Here is a 20363-nt window from a genome sequence, read left to right on the forward strand (position 1 = left end):
GCACAGTCTCGTTTCAAATTCCTGCCGGACGCCTGAGGTCGAGCGTCAGCGGGAATTCCACCGATGCAGTCTCCGGTCTTACGGCATAACCACCTGCTGTATGCCCCCAAGGCTCGAAACGCGCAAGACGTCGCGCTTCCGCCTCGTTGCCATTGACGGGGAAGGTGTCGTAGTTGCGGCCGCCCGGATGGGCAACATGGTAGATGCAGCCGCCGATCGAGCGACGCGACCAGGTATCATAGATATCGAAGGTCAGCGGCGTATCGATGGGGAGCACAGGATGCAGACCGGAAGCCGGATGCCATGCCTTGTAGCGCACGCCCGCGACCGAGACGCCCGCCATTCCCGTCGGCGTCAGCGGTACGGGACGGCTGTTGCAGGTCACCGTATAACGCGACGGATTGGAGGTTTCGAGCTGCACCTGCAGGCGCTCGACCGACGAATCGACGTAGCGCACGGTGCCGCCGATCGCACCTTCTTCGCCCATGACATGCCATGGTTCCAGCGCCTGGCGCAGCTCTAGCTTGCTGCCCTCGTATTCGACTTCGCCGCAGAAAGGGAAGCGGAATTCGAGCTGCGCCTGGAACCATTCCGGTCTGAGGTCGAAAGCGTTTTCGCGAAGATCGCCGAGAACGTCGAGGAAATCCTGCCAGATATAATGTGGCAGCATGAAGCGATCATGCAGCGTCGTGCCCCAGCGCACGAACTTGCCATCGATCGGGTTGCGCCAGAAGCGGGCGATCAGTGCGCGCACGAGCAATTGCTGGGCAAGGCTCATGCGGGCATTCGGCGGCATTTCGAAACCGCGGAATTCGACGAGGCCGAGGCGTCCAGTCGGTCCATCCGGCGAAAACAGCTTGTCGATGCAGATTTCCGAGCGGTGCGTGTTGCCGGTGACATCGGTTAGAAGATTGCGGAAGAGCCGGTCCACCAGCCAGGGGAGCGGCTGGATGCCGCGACCTGGCGCCGGCACCTGGGCCAGCGCGATTTCCAACTCGTAGAGGCTGTCGTGACGGGCTTCATCGATACGCGGCGCCTGGCTTGTCGGGCCGACGAACAGGCCGGAGAAGAGGTAAGAGAGTGAGGGATGGCGCTGCCAGTGCAGCACCAGGCTCTTCAACAGGTCGGGACGACGAAGAAATGGGCTGTCGTTCGGATTGGCGCCGCCAACGACGACATGATTGCCGCCACCGGTGCCGGCATGACGCCCGTCGATCAGGAATTTGTCCGTGCCGAGGCGTGTCTGTCGCGCCTCTTCGTAAACCGCCGTCGTGATGTCAACGCAGTCCTGCCAGTTCGACGCGGGATGGATATTGACCTCGATCACGCCCGGGTCAGGCGCGACTCGAATGACGTTGATGCGTTCGTCCTGTGGCGGCGAATAGCCTTCGATGTGAATCGGCAGCGCAAGTTCAGCCGCGGCATTCTCGGCGGCTGCCAGCAGTTCGAGATAATGTTCGATCTTTTCGACCGGAGGCATGAAGACACACAGCCGACCGTCACGCGGTTCGACAGAGATCGCGGTGCGGACGGCGCCGCCGATTTCGCCGAGCGTCTGTTCGACCCGCGATTGCGAGCTTTCATCCACCTGGAACGAGGCTTCCGGCATGGTGCGGCCAGCTGGCACGATGACGTCAGGCAGAGGCATGCGCGGAATGGAGGGATCGGCCGTGTGGATATAGGGATAGCGTGACGGCGGCACATAAGGGAGCGTGCCGAGCGGCAGGCGATAGCCGACCGGAGAATCGCCCGGCACAAGGAAAATCTTGCCGCGGCGTGTGCGCCATTTTTCGCTGACCCAGCGCGTACCGCCGGCGCGCGCGTTCCATGCCTGTATGGGCAATATGTAGCCCGTTGGAGTCGTCAGACCGCGCTCGAAAACACGAGCGATACGGCTGCGCTCCTCGGGATCCTTGAGCTTCGAATTGGAAGGATCAACGTTCTCCGGCAGGCTCCCTTCCTTGACGATCCATTCAGCCGGGTCTTCGTAAGCCGGTTGCACCATGTCAGGCTCGATTGCCAGTTCCTTGGCAATCGCATTCAGAAGCTTGCTGGCGCTCTCCGAGTCCGCACCGGTCTGTGCCGTTTCTTCGGCGATCAGAGCGGGGTTCTGCCAGATCGGCCGTCCGTCCTTGCGCCAGTAAAGCGAGAAGGTCCAGCGGGGTAGGCTTTCGCCGGGATACCATTTGCCCTGGCCATAATGCAGGAAGCCGCCGGGCGCGAAGCGCTCGCGCAGGCGCCTGATCAACTGATCGGCAAGGTCGCGCTTGGTCGGACCGACGGCGGCGGTGTTCCATTCCTCGGACTGGAAATCGTCGATCGAGACGAAGGTCGGTTCGCCGCCCATGGTCAGGCGCACGTCATCTTCCTTGAGGATCGCGTCAACCTTTTCGCCGAGTTCGTTCAAGGCATCCCAGCTTTCGTCGGAAAAGGGCTTGGTGATGCGCGGATGCTCGGCGACGCGGGCGACCTCCATGTCGAAATCGAATTCGGTATTGGCTTCGCCGAAATATCCGCCCGAGATCGGTGCGGCGTTGCGGTAGTGCGGCGTAGCGGCGAGCGGGATATGGCTCTCGCCCGTCAGAAGGCCGGAAGTCGGATCGAGGCCGACCCAGCCGGCGCCGGGAAGATAGACTTCTGCCCAGGCATGCAGATCGGTGAAGTCGACCTCGGTGCCGGAGGGGCCGTCGAGCGCTTTCAGGTCGGGTGTCAGCTGGATGAGGTAGCCGGAGACGAAGCGGGTGGCGAGGCCGAGATGGCGCAGCACCTGAACGAGCAGCCAGCTCGTGTCACGGCAGGAGCCTTTCGCTTTTTCCAAGGTCTCCTCAGGCGCCTGGACGCCGGCTTCCATGCGGATGACATAGCCGATCTCCTGCTGCAGCCGTGCATTGAGGCCGACGATCATGTCGACGGTTTTTTGTTCCGAGCGGTCGAGCGTGGCGAGGAAGTCTTTCAGCCGGGGACCAGGCTCCTCAGGCTTCATATAGATCGACAAATCCTCACGGATCGTCTCGGGATACTCGAAAGGCCATTTCGTCGCTTCCTCTTCGACGAAGAAGTCGAAGGGATTGTAGACCGTCATATCGGCGACGAGGTCGACCTCGATCTTCAGTTCGGTCACCGGATCGGGAAAGACGAAGCGGGCGAGATAGTTGCCGTAGGGGTCTTGCTGCAGGTTCACGAAATGGTTTGCCGGGGTGACCTTGAGCGCGTGGCTCAGCACGCGCGTCTTGGAATGCGAGGCGGGTTTCAGACGGATGATCTGGGGACCGAGGCGAACCGGATTGTCGTATTTATAATGGGTGAGATGATAGATGCTTGCCTTGATCGCCATATGTCTCTTTGCCTAGCCCGCATCATTGTGCGGTGATTGCTGTTCCCATAGGCAGTGTGTGCAATGCAGCGAAAGAAAGCAAGGTGTCTCCAGGCACTTCGGAAAGTCCTGCTGTGGCATGCCAAACAAAAGCGGCGAGCTTTCGCCCACCGCTTCGTAATCGATACCGTCAAAGATTCTCAGCTTCTGCCGAACTCGTCGACGAGGCGGATGATGTCGTCTTCGCCGAGATAGGAGCCGGTTTGTACTTCGATGAGTTCCAGCAGGATCTTGCCTGGGTTGGCAAGGCGATGCACTTCGCCGAGCGGGATATAGATCGATTCGTTTTCGCGCAACATCTGTACGTTTTCGCCGACAGTCACTTCTGCCGTACCCTTGACGACGATCCAATGCTCGGAGCGGTGGTGATGCTTCTGTAGCGACAGCTTCTTGCCCGGCAGCACGAAGATGCGCTTCACCTGGAAGCGCTCGCCATTCAGCACCGAGGTATAGCCGCCCCAGGGGCGGTAGGACGTCGGATGCGTTTCGGTGAGTTTGGCGGTCTTCTTCTCGCTTGCGAGCAGCTTCACGAGCTTGCCGACTTCCTGGCTGTCCTTGAGATGGCCGACATAGACGGCGTCTTCGCTGGCGATGACGGCGACGTCCTCAAGGCCCTGCACGGCGACGTGCAGGCTGTGCGACATGACGAGCGAATTCTTTGTGTTGACCAGCGTCGTGGCACCCGTCGACACGTTGCCGCTTTCGTCACGGCTGCCGACTTTCCACACCGCATCCCAGCTGCCGAGATCGGACCAGGTGAAGGGCGAGGGAACGACTGCGGCATTGGTCGTCTTTTCCATCAGCGCGTAGTCGATGGAGATGTCCGGGCTTTTTGCGAAATTATCGGCGTCCAGGCGGGTGAAATCGAGGTCGCGCGTCGATTTGGAGACCGCCTTGCTGGCAGCCTTTTCTACATCGGGCGCAAATTCTTTCATTTCGGCGAGAAGCTGGGCGGCCGAGAACATGAACATGCCGGAGTTCCAGTAGAAGCTGCCGCTTGCCACCATCTCCTTTGCCTTTTCCAGGACGGGCTTCTCGACAAAACGCTTGACGGCATGGGCGCCGGTCGCGAGCGCCTTGCCGGTTTCGATATAGCCGTAGCCGGTTGCGGGCTCGGTCGGCTTGATGCCGAAGGTAACAAGCTTGCCCTGCAGGGCTGTATCGCGTGCCAGGCGTACGCAATCATAATAGGTCGCGTTGGCGTCGATCTCGTAATCGGAGCCGAGGACGTGCATGATAGCGTCCTTGCCGAAAAGCTCGGTGACGAGGGCGGCGGCGGCGGCAACGGCAGCAGCCGTGTTGCGGGCCACCGGCTCCAGTAGCACCGCTGCCAGTTTCAGGTCGAGTTCGCGGGCCTGTTCTGCGACCAGGAAGCGGAATTCCTCATTGGTGAGAACGATCGCCGCTTCATAGAGCTCGGGGTCGGCCACCCGCTCCAAAGTGTTCTGAAACAGCGTCCTGTCGCCGATGAACTGGATGAATTGTTTCGGGGCGGAAGCGCGCGATAGCGGCCATAGCCGTGTACCCTTGCCGCCTGCCATGATCACCGGGACGATTTTTGCCGCCATGCTCTGCCTCTCCTGGCCATCTCAATTGAAGCCGTCTGACGCACAACCATTGTGCGCCGACCATGCTCCTTCGACAATTTCCATCGCCATTGCGATGTTTTTTCTTAAAGCGCTAGCTCTAATACGTCGAGATCCTAAACATTCGACGACTTTAGTCCACAAGATCCACTGAAAGTGTGTCGGAGGCACCACTCTGCTTAAAAAAAGCATAAGTCATGCAAAGACTGCTTTCGCTACAGATTAAAATAGCATTGCTTGTGAGTAATAATTTCAATGCTACATGGATCAAGCTTCCGCCCGGTCTTGCCGCTCATCCTGCGCTGGCGCGTGGTCGGGGCCGTTGCGCTTGTTGTACCGTATCGACGACCAAAGCGAGATGCCGATCAGGGCCGCGCCGCCAAGGCCGGTGATGACTTCGGGGATATGCATCAGCGTCTGCACGTACATGATCACCGAGAGGATCAATATGGCGTAGAAAGCACCATGTTCGAGGTAGCGGTAGTGGGCGAGCGTGCCCTTTTCGACCAGCATGATCGTCATGGAGCGGACATACATGGCGCCGATGCCGAGGCCGATGGCGATGATGAATAGGTTTTGGGTGAGGGCGAAGGCGCCGATGACGCCGTCAAAGGAGAAGCTGGCATCGAGGATTTCCAGATAGAGGAAAGCGCCGAAGCCGCCCTTCGCCGCAGCGCTCATTGTTCGCTGCGAGGCGTCCAGAAAGCCGGCCAGAACCTCGACGAGCAGGAAGGTCAGGAGGCCGTAGATCGCGGCGTGCAGGAAGGTTGTCGCGTCATCACCGTCGAGCACCGAGGTGAAGATGAGGACCAGGACCAGCACAAAGGCGATTTCGACGCCCTTGACGGTGGCAAAATGCGCCATCCGCTTCTCGAGGAAGCCTATCCAGTGCACGTCCTTTTCATGGTTGAAGAAATAGGTCAGGCCCACCATCATCAGGAAGGTGCCGCCGAAGGCGGCGATCGGCAGATGCGCTGCCTGCATGATCTCGGCATATTGCTCGGGCTTCGCGGCGGCGAGTTTCAGCGCTTCCCATGGGTTGATCCAGGCGGCGATGGCGACGATCACCAGCGGAAAGACGATCCGCATGCCGAAGACGGCGATGATGATGCCCCAGGTCAGAAAGCGATGCTGCCAGACCGGCGTCATCTCCTTCAGCTTGTTGGCATTGACGATGGCATTGTCGAAGGAAAGCGAGATTTCCAGCACAGCCAGGACGGCGCAGATAAAGAAGGCTGTGGCAAGGCCGCTGAAGGTGCCGGTGGTGTTCCAACCCAACAGCGCACCGAGCGTAAGGCCGCCGACGGTTACGGCAAAGGCCCAGCCGAAATAACCGAGGACGGATTTTGAGGCGGCGGGCGATTTCATGGATGCGCCTCGCTGGAAATGGAGTGGATATACCCGGATTGCGCGCATAGCCGCATACCGAAGACGGCATGCGGGTCAGGCATGGTCAAGCTCATCATGGAAAGAAATCCGCCGGCTCATCTGCAGGCGGTACCGACATCGCGAGAGCGCCGTGAAAACTCTCGCCAGAGGGGCCCGGCACCAAAGTTCAATCCGCTGCCGATGTCAGGAAGGCGCGGAGATGCTCCATAGTTAGTGAAGTTAGGATGCAGGTCAAGAGTTGAAATGATGATGGGTGTCCTTGCCCTCGATAATTGAGAAATTCGGGGAACCAAACGGAAAAGGCTGCGTTTGGCTTTTGGGCGTGTTTGTGACCATCCGCCGCTGTGGCGGGGTCCTTACCCTTAACAACAGCGTTCAACAGGAGGAACTCCGATGAGTCCAGCACCCATTCACCGCACGCCGCAAGCGCCAAAACCGGAACTGACGGAACGGCAGAAAAAGGCAAGGCCGAATACGCTTCGCCAAGCCCAGGTTCTGCCGCCGCATCAGGTGGATCTGACTCTGCACCCTGTAACTCATGAGGACGTGCACGTTCCCGCCCATGTCAACGGTTCGGACCTGTCCCGGGAAGCGCCGGCCGACGCGAATCATGGCAGAAAACGGAAAAATGCGCTGCCGCACTAACACAAGACGACGGCGGCGCGATGATGACGGCTACTTGTGGCGAGGCGCCTTGCCGTCGGATGTAAAGCTGCCGTTGAAGCTCATTTCCGGCGATTTGGCCGAGCACTCGATGGCGACCGGCTTGCCAGCGTAAGGATTTGCGAAGGTGCAGGCGCCCTTTGCTGGGACTTGATTCGACATATCGTTGCCGGCACCCGTCGCGATAACGTCGATCGGCAATTGGGCGGTGCCTTTCTGGCTGCCGGGCTTGATGCCCTTCCCATTGCCACGGAAACCGAGCATTTTGCCGCCGGATGTGAAAATGAAAGTCACGGAGCCGTCAGGTGCGGTGACGCTGGCGAGTTCTGCCTTGCATCCCTTGGAGGCATCGAGTTTGCCGACCACGAGCTTGGAACATTTTCCGCCGACCACGGTGGCGCCCTGTGCCGGAAAATTCTCGACGGTAGCAGCTGCGGTCTGTGTGGCGACCAGCGCCGTCAATCCAAAAGCAATGCCTGCGAATCGCATAAGAGAGGCTCCTTTCAAGCCCATGCAGATTCGCCGATCAAAATGTGGCAGTCAACCCGACGCGGTGCAGAAGTCCAAAGCCAACAGACGGCGCCCGGATCCAAGGCCGGGCACGTCAGAGTCCGATGGCAGGAGTGCCACTGTCGCAAAGTCATCGCGGCCGTTAGGCGACGCGTTTCAGTGTTGTTGTGCGGATTCCGGAACAAGCTCGCCGATCAACTGCAGCAGGGCATTCTGCCGATTGCCGCCCCCGGCCAGGAATTCATAGAGAGTCATGGTTTTCTCGCTGCCGCCATCGACGACATAATCCGCCTGACGGATGACGTAGACCTCACCGCTCTCGGTGTCGCGGGCGAGATGGAACATGTACTCATCGCCATTGGGCTTGTGGTTCTTGTAGAACTGCCGCTTCATCACCGTCATCTCATCCTCCCGTATGATCGATGCGCTGATATGACAGTAGGATGACGGCGCGGCCGGAAGTCAAGCGGCTTGTAGCGGGAACTTGTGTCGCAGGCTCCATTCGCCCCCGCAATCACCGCGAACATCAGCATGTGATTGGCTATCTTCCAAAAGACTACTATTCTCGACCTGCGCTCGAATTTTTCGGGACGCGGCTAGTTGGAGATCGAAGCACATGAGAATGATGTTAGCGTTGGGAGCGATTTTGAGCCTGGCATGCGTCTCTGCCGGCGAGGCGCCTTCGAATTACCAGACCTACCATGGCGGCATTCGTGCCGATAGTGATCCGGTGGTACTGGCGACATACGAGAGGGTTCTCGATCGCTGCGAGCCTGAGGCTTATTCCTGGCGCCGCGGCTCTCCGGATCCCAACAGTACCCCTTACTGGCTGGCTCTGCGAAATTGCCTCTATCGTCACGGCTTTGTCGATCGTGGCGTCTACGCCTATCCGACGACGGCGGTTTTGCGGCATTTCCTGGATCGCTGACCGGACTGCAATTCGCTTCAGGTCGAGGGGTATTCTTCGGCCCGATCCGCTTTGGGGATATTTGGACTCTGTCAACCGATAAGAAATGAAAAAGGCCTTTCGATTTCTCGAAAGGCCTTGCTTTTCAGCGAATTAGGATGGTGGGCGTGACAGGGATTGAACCTGTGACCCCTACGATGTCAACGTAGTGCTCTCCCGCTGAGCTACACGCCCATCCGATGGCGGCGCATAGATCACAAAACCTTGGTGGCCGTCAATAGGCTTTTTTTCGGTTTTGTGACGTTGCCGCCGAAAGCCTTACGCGGCAAGGAGTTTGTTGACTTCATCGACGAGTTCGCGGAGGTGGAAAGGCTTGGAAAGGACCTTGGCATCCTTCGGCGCCTTCGAATCGGGGTTCAGTGCGACGGCGGCAAAGCCGGTGATGAACATCACCTTCAGGTCCGGATCGAGTTCGGTGGCGCGCCGCGCCAGCTCGATACCGTCCATCTCAGGCATGACGATGTCAGTCAAAAGCAGCGAGAACGGCTCTTCGCGCAGCCGGTCGTAAGCGCTGGCTCCATTGTCAAAGGACAAGACCTTGTAGCCGGCTTTTTCGAGTGCCTTCACGAGAAAGCGACGCATGTCGTTGTCGTCTTCGGCAAGAAGTATCTTCTGGGTCATCATCTCTATCGCTAATCAACTTTGTCTTGTTGGACTCGTCCAGCGTTTAGGGTACCGCGGCGCCGTAAACAAGCCGTGAATGGTCAGCCAAAACGCGCCGTTCCAGCATTTGTTCGAAGCATAGGTGCATTCCACGAAAACGCTGTGCGTTTTCGCTGGCCAGGCATCCGAGATTCCGAACACGGTGTTTTGGATTAAGGCCATTTCGCTCAAGTTACTATGGACTTGCGGTCATGCAACTGGCAACATGATTACTGCGACAAGTTGTTGACATGGTAAAGACGTTGATGTCCGCGGAAATGCGTAGTTTCGAGATTTTCGAGGTATTGGAACCCGCTTCCCAGACGATACCGTTTGTCTACAGTTCACCGCACAGCGGTCGCATCTACCCTCCCGATTTCATCGCCCAGTCCCGCCTGCAGGGCATCGCTATCCGCCGCTCGGAAGATCACTATGTCGACGAGCTCTTCTGTGCGGCGAGCGCGCTTGGGGCGCCGTTGCTGCTCGCCAATTTCCCGCGCGCCTATATCGACGTGAATCGCGAGCCCTATGAGCTCGATCCGCGCATGTTCGATGGCGCGTTACCCTCCTATGCCAACATCAATTCGCTGCGGGTCGCCGGCGGCCTTGGCACGATTCCGCGAATCGTCGCCGAAAACATGGAGATCTATGCGCGCCGCGTGCCGGTGGAGGATGCGCTGAAGCGCATCGACACCATCTACAAGCCCTATCATGCCACGCTACGCCGGCTGATCGCGCGCACCCATGTCAAGTTCGGCTTTGGTGTGCTGGTCGATTGCCATTCCATGCCGGGCAATATCCGCATCGCCGGCAGCAATGCGCTGCCCGATTTCATCCTCGGCGATCGCTACGGCACCAGCGCCTCGGCGGAGCTTTCGCGCGCCGCCATGCAGATTCTCGAGGAGATGGGCTTCAACGCAGTGCGCAACAAGCCCTATGCCGGCGGCTTCATCACCGAGCATTACGGCCGTCCGTCCCGCGGGCTGCATGCCCTGCAGATCGAGGTCAACCGTTCGCTCTATGTCGACGAGACGACGCTCGAGAAGCGCCCGGATTTCGACAAGGTCGCCGCCGCCATCACGCTGTTCATGAAGCGCATGGCAGAGCATGTGGAATCCTATACGGGCGATCCGGCGCTGGCGGCGGAGTGACCGTTTCGTCGTTGTTGAGCTCGCCGAAGGGATGCGCGGCTAGGCAAAATCTGCTTATGGGTGACGTGGCAATTCGAAGCTTGGCGATAGGCTGAGCGTAGTGGATGGGCGATGCGTCGGACTATCACTGTCACCTACACGGAAGAAATGGTGCGCGATGCCGTGACGGTCTTTGTCTGGCGGCGGCTGATCGTCAATCGGCGCCTCTGGGTCGCGGAAATCGCAATAATCTTGCTGTTTCTTTGGCAGCTTTGGTGTGATGGCACCGGATGGCTGACCGGCGTTTTCGGTGGCCTCGTTCTTCTCTGTCCGGCTATGATTATCATCGTATGGGCTGCGCATTACCGCAACACGGTCGGAAAGTTCCGCAAGATGTCGACCCGACAGGCGACGTTTGTTTTTCACGATGAGGGGTTTGACGTGGCGTCCGAGTTGGGGTCGGTCAAAGTTCCCTGGTCCACCGTTACCGAAATCTGGCAGCGGCCAACCTATTGGATGATATTTATAGCCATCAACCAATTCATGACGCTGCCCACCCAGACGGCAGACATCAGTGATCTCAATCTTGTGAAATCGCAAGCGCCCTCCACGATGCCGCAATGAATGTGGATTCCTTTGCAAATAGCTAGGTCAGGCAAAAAAGAACCGCGCTCGTGGCGCGGCTAAGTCTAGGGAGGAAACACCCAAGGAGGGTATTTACAGTCGAAAGACTGCATGAAGATATTGCTGCTGCATTGCACAAATGTCAAGCACTTTATTGCGATGCAAAATATTTGGGCAAATTAAAAAATCCTGCCTGATCCGCAGGCATTGCGCCCAGCGCGTCATCAGCCGGTTTGCTTCACGGCTTATATGCGTTATGACATCGCCATCCCGTCATCTATCCGGATTCACCATGCTTCCCGATCGCTCGTTCTTCTATCGTTTGGCCGAAGCGGCCAAGGCCGAAACCTTGCCGCGTTTTCGTGCCGGCATCGATGTGGTCAACAAGGAAGCCACGGGCTTCGATCCCGTGACGGAAGGGGACCGTGCCGCTGAAGAGGCGATTCGCGCGCTTATCGAGGCCGAGTTCCCCGAACATGGCATTCTGGGCGAGGAGCATGGCAATGTCGGGCTCGATCGCGAGCATGTCTGGGTCATCGATCCGATCGACGGCACGCGCGCCTTCATCTCGGGCGTCCCGGTCTGGGGAACGCTGATCGGCCTGCAGAAGAACGGCCGCGCCGTCATGGGGATGATCGACCAGCCCTTTACCGGCGAGCGCTATTTTGCCGATGGCAATGGCGCTACCTATTCCGGTCCTGATGGTGAGAGGCGGCTGCAGGTCCGCGATTGCGGTAGCCTCTCCAATGCGATCCTTTTTACTACCTCGCCGCATCTCTTCGCCGGCGACGAGCTTGCAAAATATCGCGAGATCGAAAGTCAGGTGCGCCTCTTCCGCTACGGATGCGATTGCTATGCCTATGCGCTGCTGGCGGCCGGCCATATCGATCTCGTCATCGAGAATTCGCTGAAACCTTATGATGTCGGCGGCATCATTCCGGTCATCGAGCAGGCCGGCGGCATCATGACCACTTGGGATGGCGGCCGTCCGGAAATGGGCGGAACGATCATCGCAGCCGGCAGCCGCGCCGTTTATGAGCAGGCCCTGGCAGTTTTATCCCGCTAAGTTCTTTAGGCTTCTGCCTCAATTTCATAGGCATTGCTCTCGGCATCGCTGCCGGGGATGAAGGCGTGGATCGCGGCAAGTGCCTGGTTGCGATAGACATCCCGTTCCTGCAGGATTTCATGCTTGGCGCCGTGAATCGGCACCAGCTGTGCGGCGCGGAAATAGCGCGACAGCCGCTCCTGGTCGGCATAGGGCACGACGCCGTCGCGCGTCGGCGCAATCAAGACGGTGGGGACTTGAATTGAAAACAGGTGTTCGGGCCTGTTGACCCGTTCGATTGCCCGCAAGGCCTGCGACAGCCAGCGTGCGGTCGGCGGTCCCAGGGAAAGTTGCGGATAGGCGGTGCCGATGCCGATGTTGCGCCGGTAGCGCTGCTCGTCCGTCGTCAGCGGGTTTTCAGCAAATGGCCTTTCCTTGAACTTCTTGCTGAACTGCATGCGGCCCAGGCCGATGCCGCTGACCGCGCCGGAGAGGAAGCGGATAAAGCCGGGGGAGGCGCCGTGGCCGGTCAAGCCGATGAAGGGGGCAGACAGCACCATGCGCTCAATTCGGCTTGCAAGTCTCGGCGCGGCAGACAGGGCAATCAGCCCGCCCGTCGAATGGGCAAGCAGAAAGAAGGGCAGGCGCGTATCCGGCAGGACAATCTTGTCGAGGAAGGCGGTCAGATCCCGCTCATAATCGGAAAAATGGCGGATATGGCCGCGCAGCGGGTCTTTCAGCAGCCGCTCGGATCCGCCCTGACCGCGAAGATCGAAGGTCGCGACCCACAGGCCCCTGGCTGTGAGGTCGCGGATCGTCTCGAAATATTTCTCGATGAATTCGTTACGGCCCTGCAGCAGCACAACGGTTCCCTTGGCAACCGGCTGCTCGCAACGGAAGACGGCATAGCGCAGCTTGCGGCCGTCGAAACTTTCGAAAAATCCTTCGGTGCGGTTTTCCGGCACCGGATTGTCTGCTGTGGAATAGAGGATCGAATCCATGACGGTGTCGCGCCTCGCTGACCAATGTCTCACCTCAAGGGGATAGCGCAGCCTCATGGAATTGCAACAGGTTTGTTGGCGGTTCCGGCAATCGAATCCGGTGTGCCTTAAGACGATAATCCTCCATCGGGGATTCCGATGGTGCCATCGTTTTTCTCCGTTTCATCTTCTTGCGCAGCTTTGCGAATGTTCGGGCATGGTCATCACCTGCTGGAATGAAAAGACATGCCAATCACTGAAATTGCGAATTCGAGAATTCTTATTGTCGGCGGCAGCTCCGGAATGGGACTGGCGCTGGCGCAACGCGCGCTTGCCGCCGGAGCCGAGGTCATCATCGCTGGGCGGGATCAGGATAGGCTGAAGCGCGCTCGGGCAGAACTCCAAAGCCCATTGGTTTCCATTGAGACAGTCGATATCACGCAAGAAAGCCAGGTCGCCGGTCTGTTTGAGCGCATCGGCCGGCTCGACCATATCATAAGCACCGCCGCCGATATTGAGGGCGCTTACGAGCTGCTGCCTTCGCTGGATCTCAGGGCTGCGCAGAGGGTCGTGGAAAGTAAATTCTACGGTCCGCTGCTCCTTGCGAAATATGGGTCGCCCTTACTCTCTGCAACGGGCTCCATCACGTTCACGTCAGGCGTTGCCGCTTATCGTCCGGCCGCACGAGGGTCGGTGGTTGCAGCCGTCAATGCCGGTCTGGAAGGGTTGGTTCGCGCACTCGCCGTTGAGTTGGCGCCCATTCGCGTGAACGCCGTTTCACCTGGCTGGGTCGATACGCCCATCTGGACGTTCGTTGCCGGTGATCGGAAAGAAGAAACATTGGGCGCCATGGCAAAACGGCTGTTGGTTGGACGAGTGGGACAACCGGAAGATATCGCCGACGCTATCAGCTTCCTGATGGGCAACGCCTTCACAACGGGGACGATACTGCATGTCGAGGGCGGACATCGGCTGATTTAGCGGCTGCAAAGCCAGTGTTTGCGAATGCCAGGAGCAGCTTCAAAGCTGGCGGCTGAACACGCCGGCGCCGCCAGATCATTACAAGCGAGGCTGTCCGCATCGGCCCCGGCCAGGGCATTTCGTCGATTTCGCCACGATGGACTGCGTCCGCAACGGCAAACCGCGGAACCAAGCTCGAGCCCGTGCCGGCCGCCACGAGCCGCGCAATGGTGCCGATGCTTCCGACTTCGGCGGCGAGCTTCGGTACCGCCGTCCCGGCGGCCTCGAATGCCTTGTCGAAGAGGTGCCGATAGACGCAGCCGACTTCGGTTGCCACGAAGTTCATCGAAGCGAGCGTTGCCAGATCGCTTGTCTTCAAAGATGGCTCCTGTGCAGGAGGGGTAATGAGGATCAACGGCTCCGTCGATATCACCCGCGTTGCGAGGCGTTCGTCGATCCCGCCCCTGTCAAAGCAGAAGGCCACATCGATCTCACCGGTTTCGAGCTTGCGCAACAGATCGCCGCTGCCCGCAATCGTCACCCTCAGATCGATATCGGGATGACCGCGCTGAAAGGCCGGCAACCATTGCGGAAGCTTCATGGAAGCAATGGTTTCGAGCGCGCCGATCGTCACCGTCCCAGCCGCCGCTGCCGAGACTGCTTCAACGGCCATGCGCGCCTCGCTGGCGATTGCCAATATTTCTTCGGCATAGGGTCGCAATGCCTCGCCAGCTGCCGTCAGCTCCAGGCCCGATCGCGACCGGATAAAAAGCGCCGTGCCCAATTCGGCTTCGAGCGACTGGATCTGATCACTCACGCTCGATTGCGCGAGATGGACGTCTTCAGCTGCGCGGGTGAAGTTCCGGTTCCGCGCGACCGCCAGGAATGTCTTGAGTAATCGCGGGTGCATCGAGCCGTGCCGAACGAGTGTGACAAGCGTCATCTAATGCGAGACGACGCCGATACCGGTCAGGCTGCCACATCCCTTGTATCGACGTCAATGCACCACGGGATAGTCGCCGGTATCCGCAATTTATTGTGCCCTCAGAGGCGCCTGCTGTATGATGTCCGGTCGCTTCAAGCCTTCGGCACCGCACCGCGCCGCTCCAGTGCGGTCTGGCGAATGATCTCGGCAATCTCGGGGCTGCTGCTCGAGAGCATCTGGAAATCCGATGAGTAGAGCGATAGCAGCGAGACCTCGGTCGCAGCGCTCACGGTTGCCGAGCGGGGTTCGCCGGTGATCAGCGCCATCTCGCCGAAGAAGCTGCCGGAGCCGAGCTCCACCGGGTTCGGTGTGGCGACGCTGACGCGGCCCTCGACGATGAAATACATCTGATCGCCGGCCTCGCCCTTGCGGCAGATGATACCGCCCGCCGGCACGACGCGAGGTCTCAGCGCCCGTACGATCTCGATGAGCGCTCCCGAACCGAGCTTCTGGAACAACGGCACTCCCGCAACCAGCTGCCAGTTGCGCACGAAGTCCTGGCGGCGAACCTCTTCGTAGAAGCCGGTAGCAAGAATGCCGGCCCACAAGGCAAAGATGCCGATACCACACATCATGACCAGCCCGGCAAGGGTGCGGCCGGCGAGACTTTGCGGGATCTCGTCACCATAGCCCGTGGTCGACAGCGTCGTCACGGCCCACCACATTGCGAGGGGGATGCTGCCGAACTTGTCGGGCTGGACATCGCGTTCGATGATGTAAGCGGCAAGCGCTGCGGCGAACAGAACGATGCCGAAGATCGAGGTGACGCCGATCAGGTTGCGTGCCTCCTTGGTCAGGACCCTGCCCAGCAGCCGGAAGAAGGTCGAACCGCGCAACGGCTTCAAAAGCCAGATGGCACAATAGAGGCTTTGGTCGCGCCCGCGGATGAGAAGGAAGGCGGCCAAAGGGACCAGAACGGCCAGTATGTCGACGGCGATTTCCGGTATCCTGCCGCGAACGTCCCTTGCGCGGTGCATGACCAGCGTCTCGATCAATTGCAGGACATAGATGGCCCAGACGCCCGCAAGGAGAAGTTCCAGGATGAGCCTGGTCTGCCCGACGATATCCGGCGTCGTAAGCGCCGCCACCGTCAGCAGACCGATGGCCGCTAGAAGCGTATTCAGCGATGAGGAAATTTTCGAGAAAGAGAGCGCCGACATTTTATACCCCGGGCAATACCCTAGGGTGGGCAGCCACTTGCCCGAGAATAGGATGGCTTCGATCCAAACGTAAAGAGGCACATGGGCGCGCTATCTCCTCCATAGCGCACCTGGCATCCGCGCCTTGCGCTGCTACCGCTGGCCAACCCCAAGCGGAAAGCCCTTGAAAGGCTTGATTTCCTTCAGCACGAAGGTGGTCTCCATCTCTTTGATGCGCGGCAGGCGGCGTACGACCGCCATGGCGAAATCGGCATAGCTGTCGAGATCGGCCGCCACCACCTGCAGCAGGAAATCCGCGTCCCCGGCGATGCTGTAGCAGGCCACGACCTCGCGGAGTTTCAGGACGTCGCGGGAAAACTCCTCTGCTTCCGCCTCGCTGTGGCTGTCGATCTTGACCCTGATGAAGGCAAGCACGCCGAGGCCGATCTGGCGCCTGTCCAAAGTTGCCGTATAGCCCTGGATGACGCCGGTTTCTTCCAGCTGACGCACGCGCCGCCAGCACGGAGATGTCGAGAGCCCGACTTCGGATGAAAGCGCCTGGTTCGTCAGGCGCCCATCCTTCTGAAGGGCGCCGAGAATCTTCAAATCGATGGGCTCAAGGGTGTGGGGCATATCCAACCTCTTATCTGCAAATATGAGGTAGATCCTACCACATTATTCGAACATACGGCAATGAAAGGCAAGATTATCCCTGGTGAGAGAGATATCCTGCGACCTCACATGTCAACAGCAGCAGGTCTCCATGCTTCCCGATATCCGTCTTGCCATCGTCATCAATCCGGCATTGCCGCTTGGGCTGATCGCCAACACCGCCGGCGCCATCTCGATCGGGTTGGGCGCAAAGTTTCCCTCGCTCGCGGCAAGGCAATTGACCGACAGGGAGGAGCGTACCATCGACATCAGTTCGAACATGCCCGTCCCGATACTGCAGGCGGATGCGGAAACCATACGATCTTTGTTGCTGAAGACCTTGCCGGTGGAAAACGACCGCGCGATCGTTCCGTTTCCCGCCTTTGCCCGCTCGTTGCACGATTACAGGGAATATGAGGCGACGTTTCCGGATCGCGATCTCGCCGGCGAGGCGATCGATGGCCTCGGGCTGGCGGGGCCTTCGAAATGGGTGAAATCGCTTACTGGGTCGCTGAAGTTGCTGCGGTAGTGTCCGCAAAGAAAAAAGGCCGGCTTGCGGAGATAGAGAGATCCGCTTCGCCGGCCGAGCAAGGACTGAAGAAGAAGGGACGATACACTTCAGTCATCGGACGATGGTTGTTCCGATGGTCAAACGATAGGTCAGCCAGCCTGAACGGGTTCCGAACTATCCGTTCATCTGCGGTTCACGCGGTGATTTTCTGCAAAATGAGGGTTGCGGCACTGGGGGCTTGAACTCCGGAAAAGTGATCCCCATCTCTTTTTTGCGGGTGCCAAACGGGCTCGCAGAACCGTCCCGAGGCCGCCCCGAGTGGGGTCATGGGACAAGAATTGAAATCGCAATTGTCGCTCACAGGAGGACTTCCATGCGTCACGTAGACTTCTCTCCCCTTTACCGTTCCACCGTCGGTTTCGACCGTCTGTTCACCATGCTCGACAGCCTTGGCCAGCCGGATCAGGCCCAGACCTATCCGCCTTACAATATCGAGCGCACGGGTGAAAACACCTATCGCATCACCATGGCCGTTGCCGGTTTTGATGAAAAGGAACTGAGCATCGAGGCCCACGCCCATGTCCTTCAGGTCAAGGGCGAAAAGAGCGAAGAGCCGGCTGAAACCAGCGAATATCTCTATCGCGGTATCGCCAAGCGTGCCTTTGAGCGTCGTTTCCAGCTTGCCGACCATGTCGAGGTTCAGGCTGCTTCACTGAAGAACGGTTTGCTGCACATCGATCTGTTGCGCAACATTCCCGAAGCCATGAAGCCCCGCCGTATCTCCATCGCGGCCGAGCCCGTGGAAACTCCGAAGGCCATCGAGGCTCATATCAACTAAGTATGGCTGACGGTCTTGGACCGTCATGCTGGGCTGGCGGTCTCTGACCGCCCAGCTCCTGATCCTCCCAAGATCAAAGAAGCGGCGCTCCATCGGGGCGCCGCTTTCGTTTTGTGTGTTATCGGAGAACTCAGGCTGCGTTTGTCGCTTCGCCCGTTTTCGTTCCCGCCTGAGCCTTCGCAGCCTCGCGCCGCTTGGCGGCATCGGCATATTTCTGAGCGAGCACGGCGCAGGTCATCAGCTGGATCTGATGGAACAGCATGAGTGGCAGCACGATGGCGCCGATACTCTGGCCGGCGAAGATGACATTGGCCATCGGCACACCGCTTGCCAGCGACTTCTTCGAACCGCAGAAGGTGATGGTGATCTCGTCGGCCTTTTCAAAACCGAGGGCGCGGCTGCCGAACATGGTGATGCAGATTACCATCGCCAGAAGCACCATATTCGCGATGATGACTGTGACGATATCGAGGACGGAGAAGGTATGCCACAGCCCTTCCACCACGGCCTCGCTGAAAGCTGAATAAACCACCATGAGGATCGAGCCGCGATCGACCGGCATCAGGATCTTCTTCTTCGAACGGATCCAGTCGCCGATCCATGGCTGCAGCAGCTGACCGGCGATGAATGGGGCGAGCAGCTGCAGCATGATCTGCCACAAAACATCCCAGGAAAAGCCACCACCTTGGCCGCCGACCGAAAACAGGATGCCGACGAGCAGCGGCGTCAGGAACATGCCGAAGATGTTGGAGGCCGACGCCGAGCAGATCGCGGCCGGCACATTGCCGCCGGCGATGGAGGTGAAGGCGATCGAGGACTGCACGGTTGACGGCAGAACGCTCAAAAACAGCATGCCGGTATAAAGCGAGACGGGCAGGATGCTGTTCGGAACGATTTGACCCATGGTCAGCACCAGCAGCGGAAAGATGCCGAAAGTCGTCAGCAGGATGACGAGATGCAGTCGCCAGTGCAGCATACCGGCAATGACGACATCGCGCGACAGGCGCGCGCCGTGCAGGAAGAACAAAAGACCGATGGCGACGTTGGTGGCAATGCTGAAATAGTGAGCGCTAGCCCCCTGCACCGGAAAGAAGGATGCCGTCAGGACGGTGAGCACCAGCAGCATGGTGAAGGTGTCTGGAAGAAAGCGGCGCATCGTGCCTACCCCAATCGCATTTGCAAGTCTTGATGATACTCCTTGCAGATAGACCTATTGTGATCCACGATGCAAGGAATAACAGTTATCGCGATGCAGGATAAGCCATGCTTGATCTCATACAGTTGCGCAGCTTCGTCGCCGTCGAGCAGATGGGTAGTTTCACCCTTGCCGCGGAGCGGCTGGGGCTTGGGCAATCGACCGTCAGCCAGCATATACAACGGCTGGAAGCAGAGCTCGGGCGAAAGCTCTTGGCGCGCGATACGCATCGTGTCGTTCTGACCGGTGATGGCGAGGCGCTACTCGGCCATGCGCGCCAGATGCTGTCGATCGAAGCGGAGGTGCAGCGGCTTTTTGCCGGCAACAGCCTGCGCGGCAATCTCCGGCTCGGGGTTTCCGAGGATTTCGTCACCAGCCAGCTACCGGACGTGCTTGAGGAATTCGTGCGTTCGCATCCCTCAGTCGATCTCGAGCTGACGGTTGCGCTCAGCGGCGTGCTTTATGAGATGCAGGATAATGGCGATCTCGATCTAGTGCTTGCCAAGCGGCGGCTCGGCGATGCGAGAGGCAAGCTCGTCTACCGCGAGCCGCTGGTCTGGCTAGCGCGCGACCCGGATCGCATCCGCAAACTTGCGGGACCATTGCCACTGATCGCCTTTCCCACTCCAAGCGTCACGCGAGCGGTGGCGCTCGAGGCGCTGCGCCGGCAGCAGATGCCCTGGCGCATCGTCTGCACCTGCGGCAGCCTAAGCGGCCTGACCGCGGCGGCGCGCGCAGGCATGGGCGTTCTCGTCCAGCCGAAAAGCATGGCCCCCGCCGGATTGCTGGAGATCGCGCCGGGCTGGCTGCCGACGCTCGAAGATGTCGAATTCGTCCTCGTGCCGCGCAAGGGTGCGGACCAACTTCTGGTTAACGCGCTCTCTGACGATATCCTCTCCAAGGTCCGGGGCCTACGATCAAACTAATGACGAAATCGCCTCTCGCCTCTCGTTAAAAGCCTTTCCAATCATGCGGATGAGATCCGGATTTATTTCGCCGGCTGATTTATTGCTGCGCCCGTTTTCAGGCGGAAGTCAGCTTCTTCTGCTATCTCAGGTGGCGGTGGGGGAATTGCGGAGGAATAGTCGCCCGATGATATATGGTGCCATCTTCATTTCCGGGCTTGTTGCCTGCGTCGTGGCAATGACGATGATTATACACAACGCACCGGCATC

At 59.2% G+C, this 20363-nt stretch carries 20 protein-coding genes and 1 tRNA gene; 9 read left to right on the top strand and 12 right to left on the bottom strand.

What is annotated here, in order from left to right; all coding sequences use genetic code 11:
* Positions 1 to 13: 13 nt before the first annotated feature.
* The 3 genes from AC13QE_RS23725 to AC13QE_RS23735 all read right to left on the bottom strand — a co-directional run bounded on the left by AC13QE_RS23725 (position 14) and on the right by AC13QE_RS23735 (position 6327).
* Complete coding sequence (locus AC13QE_RS23725; protein ID WP_488485507.1) at positions 14 to 3334, bottom strand: transglutaminase family protein; 3321 nt, start codon at positions 3332 to 3334, stop codon at positions 14 to 16.
* A gap of 179 nt (positions 3335 to 3513) precedes the next feature.
* Positions 3514 to 4941 (bottom strand): mannose-1-phosphate guanylyltransferase/mannose-6-phosphate isomerase, encoded by a 1428-nt coding sequence (locus AC13QE_RS23730; protein WP_488485508.1) that lies wholly within the window; start codon positions 4939 to 4941, stop codon positions 3514 to 3516.
* Between the two features lie 285 nt (positions 4942 to 5226).
* The gene (locus AC13QE_RS23735) at positions 5227 to 6327 is read right to left on the bottom strand and encodes a DUF475 domain-containing protein (protein ID WP_488485509.1); all 1101 of its coding nucleotides are present in this window, start codon (positions 6325 to 6327) and stop codon (positions 5227 to 5229) included.
* A 414-nt stretch (positions 6328 to 6741) separates the two neighbouring features.
* Between AC13QE_RS23735 and AC13QE_RS23740 the strand changes: the two genes are divergently transcribed.
* Entirely contained in the window at positions 6742 to 6993 is a 252-nt protein-coding gene (locus AC13QE_RS23740; RefSeq protein ID WP_488485510.1) for a hypothetical protein, read from the top strand.
* Between the two features lie 30 nt (positions 6994 to 7023).
* On the opposite strand, the gene AC13QE_RS23745 is transcribed toward AC13QE_RS23740, so the two are convergent.
* Both AC13QE_RS23745 and AC13QE_RS23750 read right to left on the bottom strand, forming a co-directional pair.
* Positions 7024 to 7500 (bottom strand): hypothetical protein, encoded by a 477-nt coding sequence (locus AC13QE_RS23745; protein WP_488485511.1) that lies wholly within the window; start codon positions 7498 to 7500, stop codon positions 7024 to 7026.
* Positions 7501 to 7677: 177 nt separating this feature from the next.
* Entirely contained in the window at positions 7678 to 7923 is a 246-nt protein-coding gene (locus AC13QE_RS23750) for a hypothetical protein (RefSeq protein WP_041677665.1), read from the bottom strand.
* A gap of 214 nt (positions 7924 to 8137) precedes the next feature.
* Between AC13QE_RS23750 and AC13QE_RS23755 the strand changes: the two genes are divergently transcribed.
* Positions 8138 to 8449, top strand: coding sequence for a hypothetical protein (locus AC13QE_RS23755; protein WP_041677664.1), 312 nt, complete (start codon positions 8138 to 8140; stop codon positions 8447 to 8449).
* A 138-nt stretch (positions 8450 to 8587) separates the two neighbouring features.
* Here the strand turns inward: AC13QE_RS23755 and AC13QE_RS23760 are convergent.
* Both AC13QE_RS23760 and cpdR1 read right to left on the bottom strand, forming a co-directional pair.
* A tRNA-Val gene (locus tag AC13QE_RS23760) sits at positions 8588 to 8662 on the bottom strand.
* 84 nt (positions 8663 to 8746) lie between these two features.
* The gene (cpdR1, locus tag AC13QE_RS23765) at positions 8747 to 9109 is read right to left on the bottom strand and encodes a response regulator CpdR1 (protein WP_004117561.1); all 363 of its coding nucleotides are present in this window, start codon (positions 9107 to 9109) and stop codon (positions 8747 to 8749) included.
* Between the two features lie 272 nt (positions 9110 to 9381).
* Between cpdR1 and AC13QE_RS23770 the strand changes: the two genes are divergently transcribed.
* From AC13QE_RS23770 to hisN, 3 genes are all read left to right on the top strand, one after another.
* Entirely contained in the window at positions 9382 to 10281 is a 900-nt protein-coding gene (locus tag AC13QE_RS23770; protein ID WP_488485512.1) for an N-formylglutamate amidohydrolase, read from the top strand.
* A gap of 147 nt (positions 10282 to 10428) precedes the next feature.
* Positions 10429 to 10884 (top strand): YcxB family protein, encoded by a 456-nt coding sequence (locus tag AC13QE_RS23775; RefSeq protein WP_488485513.1) that lies wholly within the window; start codon positions 10429 to 10431, stop codon positions 10882 to 10884.
* A 292-nt stretch (positions 10885 to 11176) separates the two neighbouring features.
* Positions 11177 to 11950, top strand: coding sequence for a histidinol-phosphatase (gene hisN, locus AC13QE_RS23780; protein ID WP_132717542.1), 774 nt, complete (start codon positions 11177 to 11179; stop codon positions 11948 to 11950).
* A 5-nt stretch (positions 11951 to 11955) separates the two neighbouring features.
* On the opposite strand, the gene AC13QE_RS23785 is transcribed toward hisN, so the two are convergent.
* Positions 11956 to 12930: an alpha/beta fold hydrolase gene (locus AC13QE_RS23785; RefSeq protein WP_488485514.1), complete on the bottom strand. Its 975-nt coding sequence runs from the start codon at positions 12928 to 12930 to the stop codon at positions 11956 to 11958.
* Between the two features lie 225 nt (positions 12931 to 13155).
* On the opposite strand from AC13QE_RS23785, the gene AC13QE_RS23790 reads away from it, so the two are divergent.
* The gene (locus tag AC13QE_RS23790; RefSeq protein ID WP_488485515.1) at positions 13156 to 13890 is read left to right on the top strand and encodes an SDR family oxidoreductase; all 735 of its coding nucleotides are present in this window, start codon (positions 13156 to 13158) and stop codon (positions 13888 to 13890) included.
* Here the strand turns inward: AC13QE_RS23790 and AC13QE_RS23795 are convergent.
* The 3 genes from AC13QE_RS23795 to AC13QE_RS23805 form a co-directional block, all read right to left on the bottom strand.
* Positions 13841 to 14779 (bottom strand): LysR family transcriptional regulator, encoded by a 939-nt coding sequence (locus AC13QE_RS23795; RefSeq protein WP_488485516.1) that lies wholly within the window; start codon positions 14777 to 14779, stop codon positions 13841 to 13843. The genes AC13QE_RS23790 and AC13QE_RS23795 overlap by 50 nt on opposite strands.
* A 167-nt stretch (positions 14780 to 14946) precedes the next feature.
* A complete protein-coding gene (locus AC13QE_RS23800) occupies positions 14947 to 16014 on the bottom strand; it encodes a cyclic nucleotide-gated ion channel (protein ID WP_488485517.1) in 1068 nt (355 codons plus the stop codon).
* A 132-nt stretch (positions 16015 to 16146) separates the two neighbouring features.
* Entirely contained in the window at positions 16147 to 16626 is a 480-nt protein-coding gene (locus tag AC13QE_RS23805; protein WP_488485518.1) for an Lrp/AsnC family transcriptional regulator, read from the bottom strand.
* A 130-nt stretch (positions 16627 to 16756) separates the two neighbouring features.
* Here AC13QE_RS23805 and AC13QE_RS23810 point away from each other — a divergent pair, with 130 nt between their 5' ends.
* Together AC13QE_RS23810 and AC13QE_RS23815 are read left to right on the top strand one after the other, a co-directional pair.
* Entirely contained in the window at positions 16757 to 17173 is a 417-nt protein-coding gene (locus AC13QE_RS23810; protein WP_488485519.1) for a DUF2000 domain-containing protein, read from the top strand.
* Positions 17174 to 17528: 355 nt separating this feature from the next.
* Positions 17529 to 17993: an Hsp20 family protein gene (locus tag AC13QE_RS23815; protein ID WP_015341097.1), complete on the top strand. Its 465-nt coding sequence runs from the start codon at positions 17529 to 17531 to the stop codon at positions 17991 to 17993.
* A gap of 130 nt (positions 17994 to 18123) precedes the next feature.
* Here AC13QE_RS23815 and AC13QE_RS23820 read toward each other — a convergent pair whose 3' ends face one another.
* A complete protein-coding gene (locus AC13QE_RS23820; protein WP_488485520.1) occupies positions 18124 to 19149 on the bottom strand; it encodes a bile acid:sodium symporter family protein in 1026 nt (341 codons plus the stop codon).
* 107 nt (positions 19150 to 19256) lie between these two features.
* Here AC13QE_RS23820 and AC13QE_RS23825 point away from each other — a divergent pair, with 107 nt between their 5' ends.
* The gene (locus AC13QE_RS23825) at positions 19257 to 20114 is read left to right on the top strand and encodes a LysR substrate-binding domain-containing protein (RefSeq protein ID WP_488485521.1); all 858 of its coding nucleotides are present in this window, start codon (positions 19257 to 19259) and stop codon (positions 20112 to 20114) included.
* The last annotated feature ends 249 nt before the right edge of the window (positions 20115 to 20363 follow it).

This window comes from Martinezella sp. CNPSo 3957, from assembly GCF_057784395.1.

Excerpts from the sequence above, each read along its gene's own strand:
- AC13QE_RS23810 (WP_488485519.1), top strand. The coding sequence starts at position 16,757 with ATGCTTCCCGATATCCGTCTTGCCATCGTCATCAATCCGGCATTGCCG.
- AC13QE_RS23785 (WP_488485514.1), bottom strand. The coding sequence starts at position 12,930 with ATGGATTCGATCCTCTATTCCACAGCAGACAATCCGGTGCCGGAAAAC.
- AC13QE_RS23735 (WP_488485509.1), bottom strand. The coding sequence starts at position 6,327 with ATGAAATCGCCCGCCGCCTCAAAATCCGTCCTCGGTTATTTCGGCTGG.
- AC13QE_RS23725 (WP_488485507.1), bottom strand. The coding sequence starts at position 3,334 with ATGGCGATCAAGGCAAGCATCTATCATCTCACCCATTATAAATACGAC.
- hisN (WP_132717542.1), top strand. The coding sequence starts at position 11,177 with ATGCTTCCCGATCGCTCGTTCTTCTATCGTTTGGCCGAAGCGGCCAAG.
- AC13QE_RS23740 (WP_488485510.1), top strand. The coding sequence starts at position 6,742 with ATGAGTCCAGCACCCATTCACCGCACGCCGCAAGCGCCAAAACCGGAA.
- AC13QE_RS23820 (WP_488485520.1), bottom strand. The coding sequence starts at position 19,149 with ATGCGCCGCTTTCTTCCAGACACCTTCACCATGCTGCTGGTGCTCACC.
- AC13QE_RS23795 (WP_488485516.1), bottom strand. The coding sequence starts at position 14,779 with ATGCACCCGCGATTACTCAAGACATTCCTGGCGGTCGCGCGGAACCGG.
- AC13QE_RS23770 (WP_488485512.1), top strand. The coding sequence starts at position 9,382 with ATGGTAAAGACGTTGATGTCCGCGGAAATGCGTAGTTTCGAGATTTTC.
- AC13QE_RS23745 (WP_488485511.1), bottom strand. The coding sequence starts at position 7,500 with ATGCGATTCGCAGGCATTGCTTTTGGATTGACGGCGCTGGTCGCCACA.
- cpdR1 (WP_004117561.1), bottom strand. The coding sequence starts at position 9,109 with ATGACCCAGAAGATACTTCTTGCCGAAGACGACAACGACATGCGTCGC.
- AC13QE_RS23750 (WP_041677665.1), bottom strand. The coding sequence starts at position 7,923 with ATGACGGTGATGAAGCGGCAGTTCTACAAGAACCACAAGCCCAATGGC.
- AC13QE_RS23800 (WP_488485517.1), bottom strand. The coding sequence starts at position 16,014 with ATGTCGGCGCTCTCTTTCTCGAAAATTTCCTCATCGCTGAATACGCTT.
- AC13QE_RS23825 (WP_488485521.1), top strand. The coding sequence starts at position 19,257 with ATGCTTGATCTCATACAGTTGCGCAGCTTCGTCGCCGTCGAGCAGATG.
- AC13QE_RS23815 (WP_015341097.1), top strand. The coding sequence starts at position 17,529 with ATGCGTCACGTAGACTTCTCTCCCCTTTACCGTTCCACCGTCGGTTTC.
- AC13QE_RS23775 (WP_488485513.1), top strand. The coding sequence starts at position 10,429 with ATGGTGCGCGATGCCGTGACGGTCTTTGTCTGGCGGCGGCTGATCGTC.
- AC13QE_RS23790 (WP_488485515.1), top strand. The coding sequence starts at position 13,156 with ATGCCAATCACTGAAATTGCGAATTCGAGAATTCTTATTGTCGGCGGC.
- AC13QE_RS23805 (WP_488485518.1), bottom strand. The coding sequence starts at position 16,626 with ATGCCCCACACCCTTGAGCCCATCGATTTGAAGATTCTCGGCGCCCTT.
- AC13QE_RS23755 (WP_041677664.1), top strand. The coding sequence starts at position 8,138 with ATGAGAATGATGTTAGCGTTGGGAGCGATTTTGAGCCTGGCATGCGTC.
- AC13QE_RS23730 (WP_488485508.1), bottom strand. The coding sequence starts at position 4,941 with ATGGCGGCAAAAATCGTCCCGGTGATCATGGCAGGCGGCAAGGGTACA.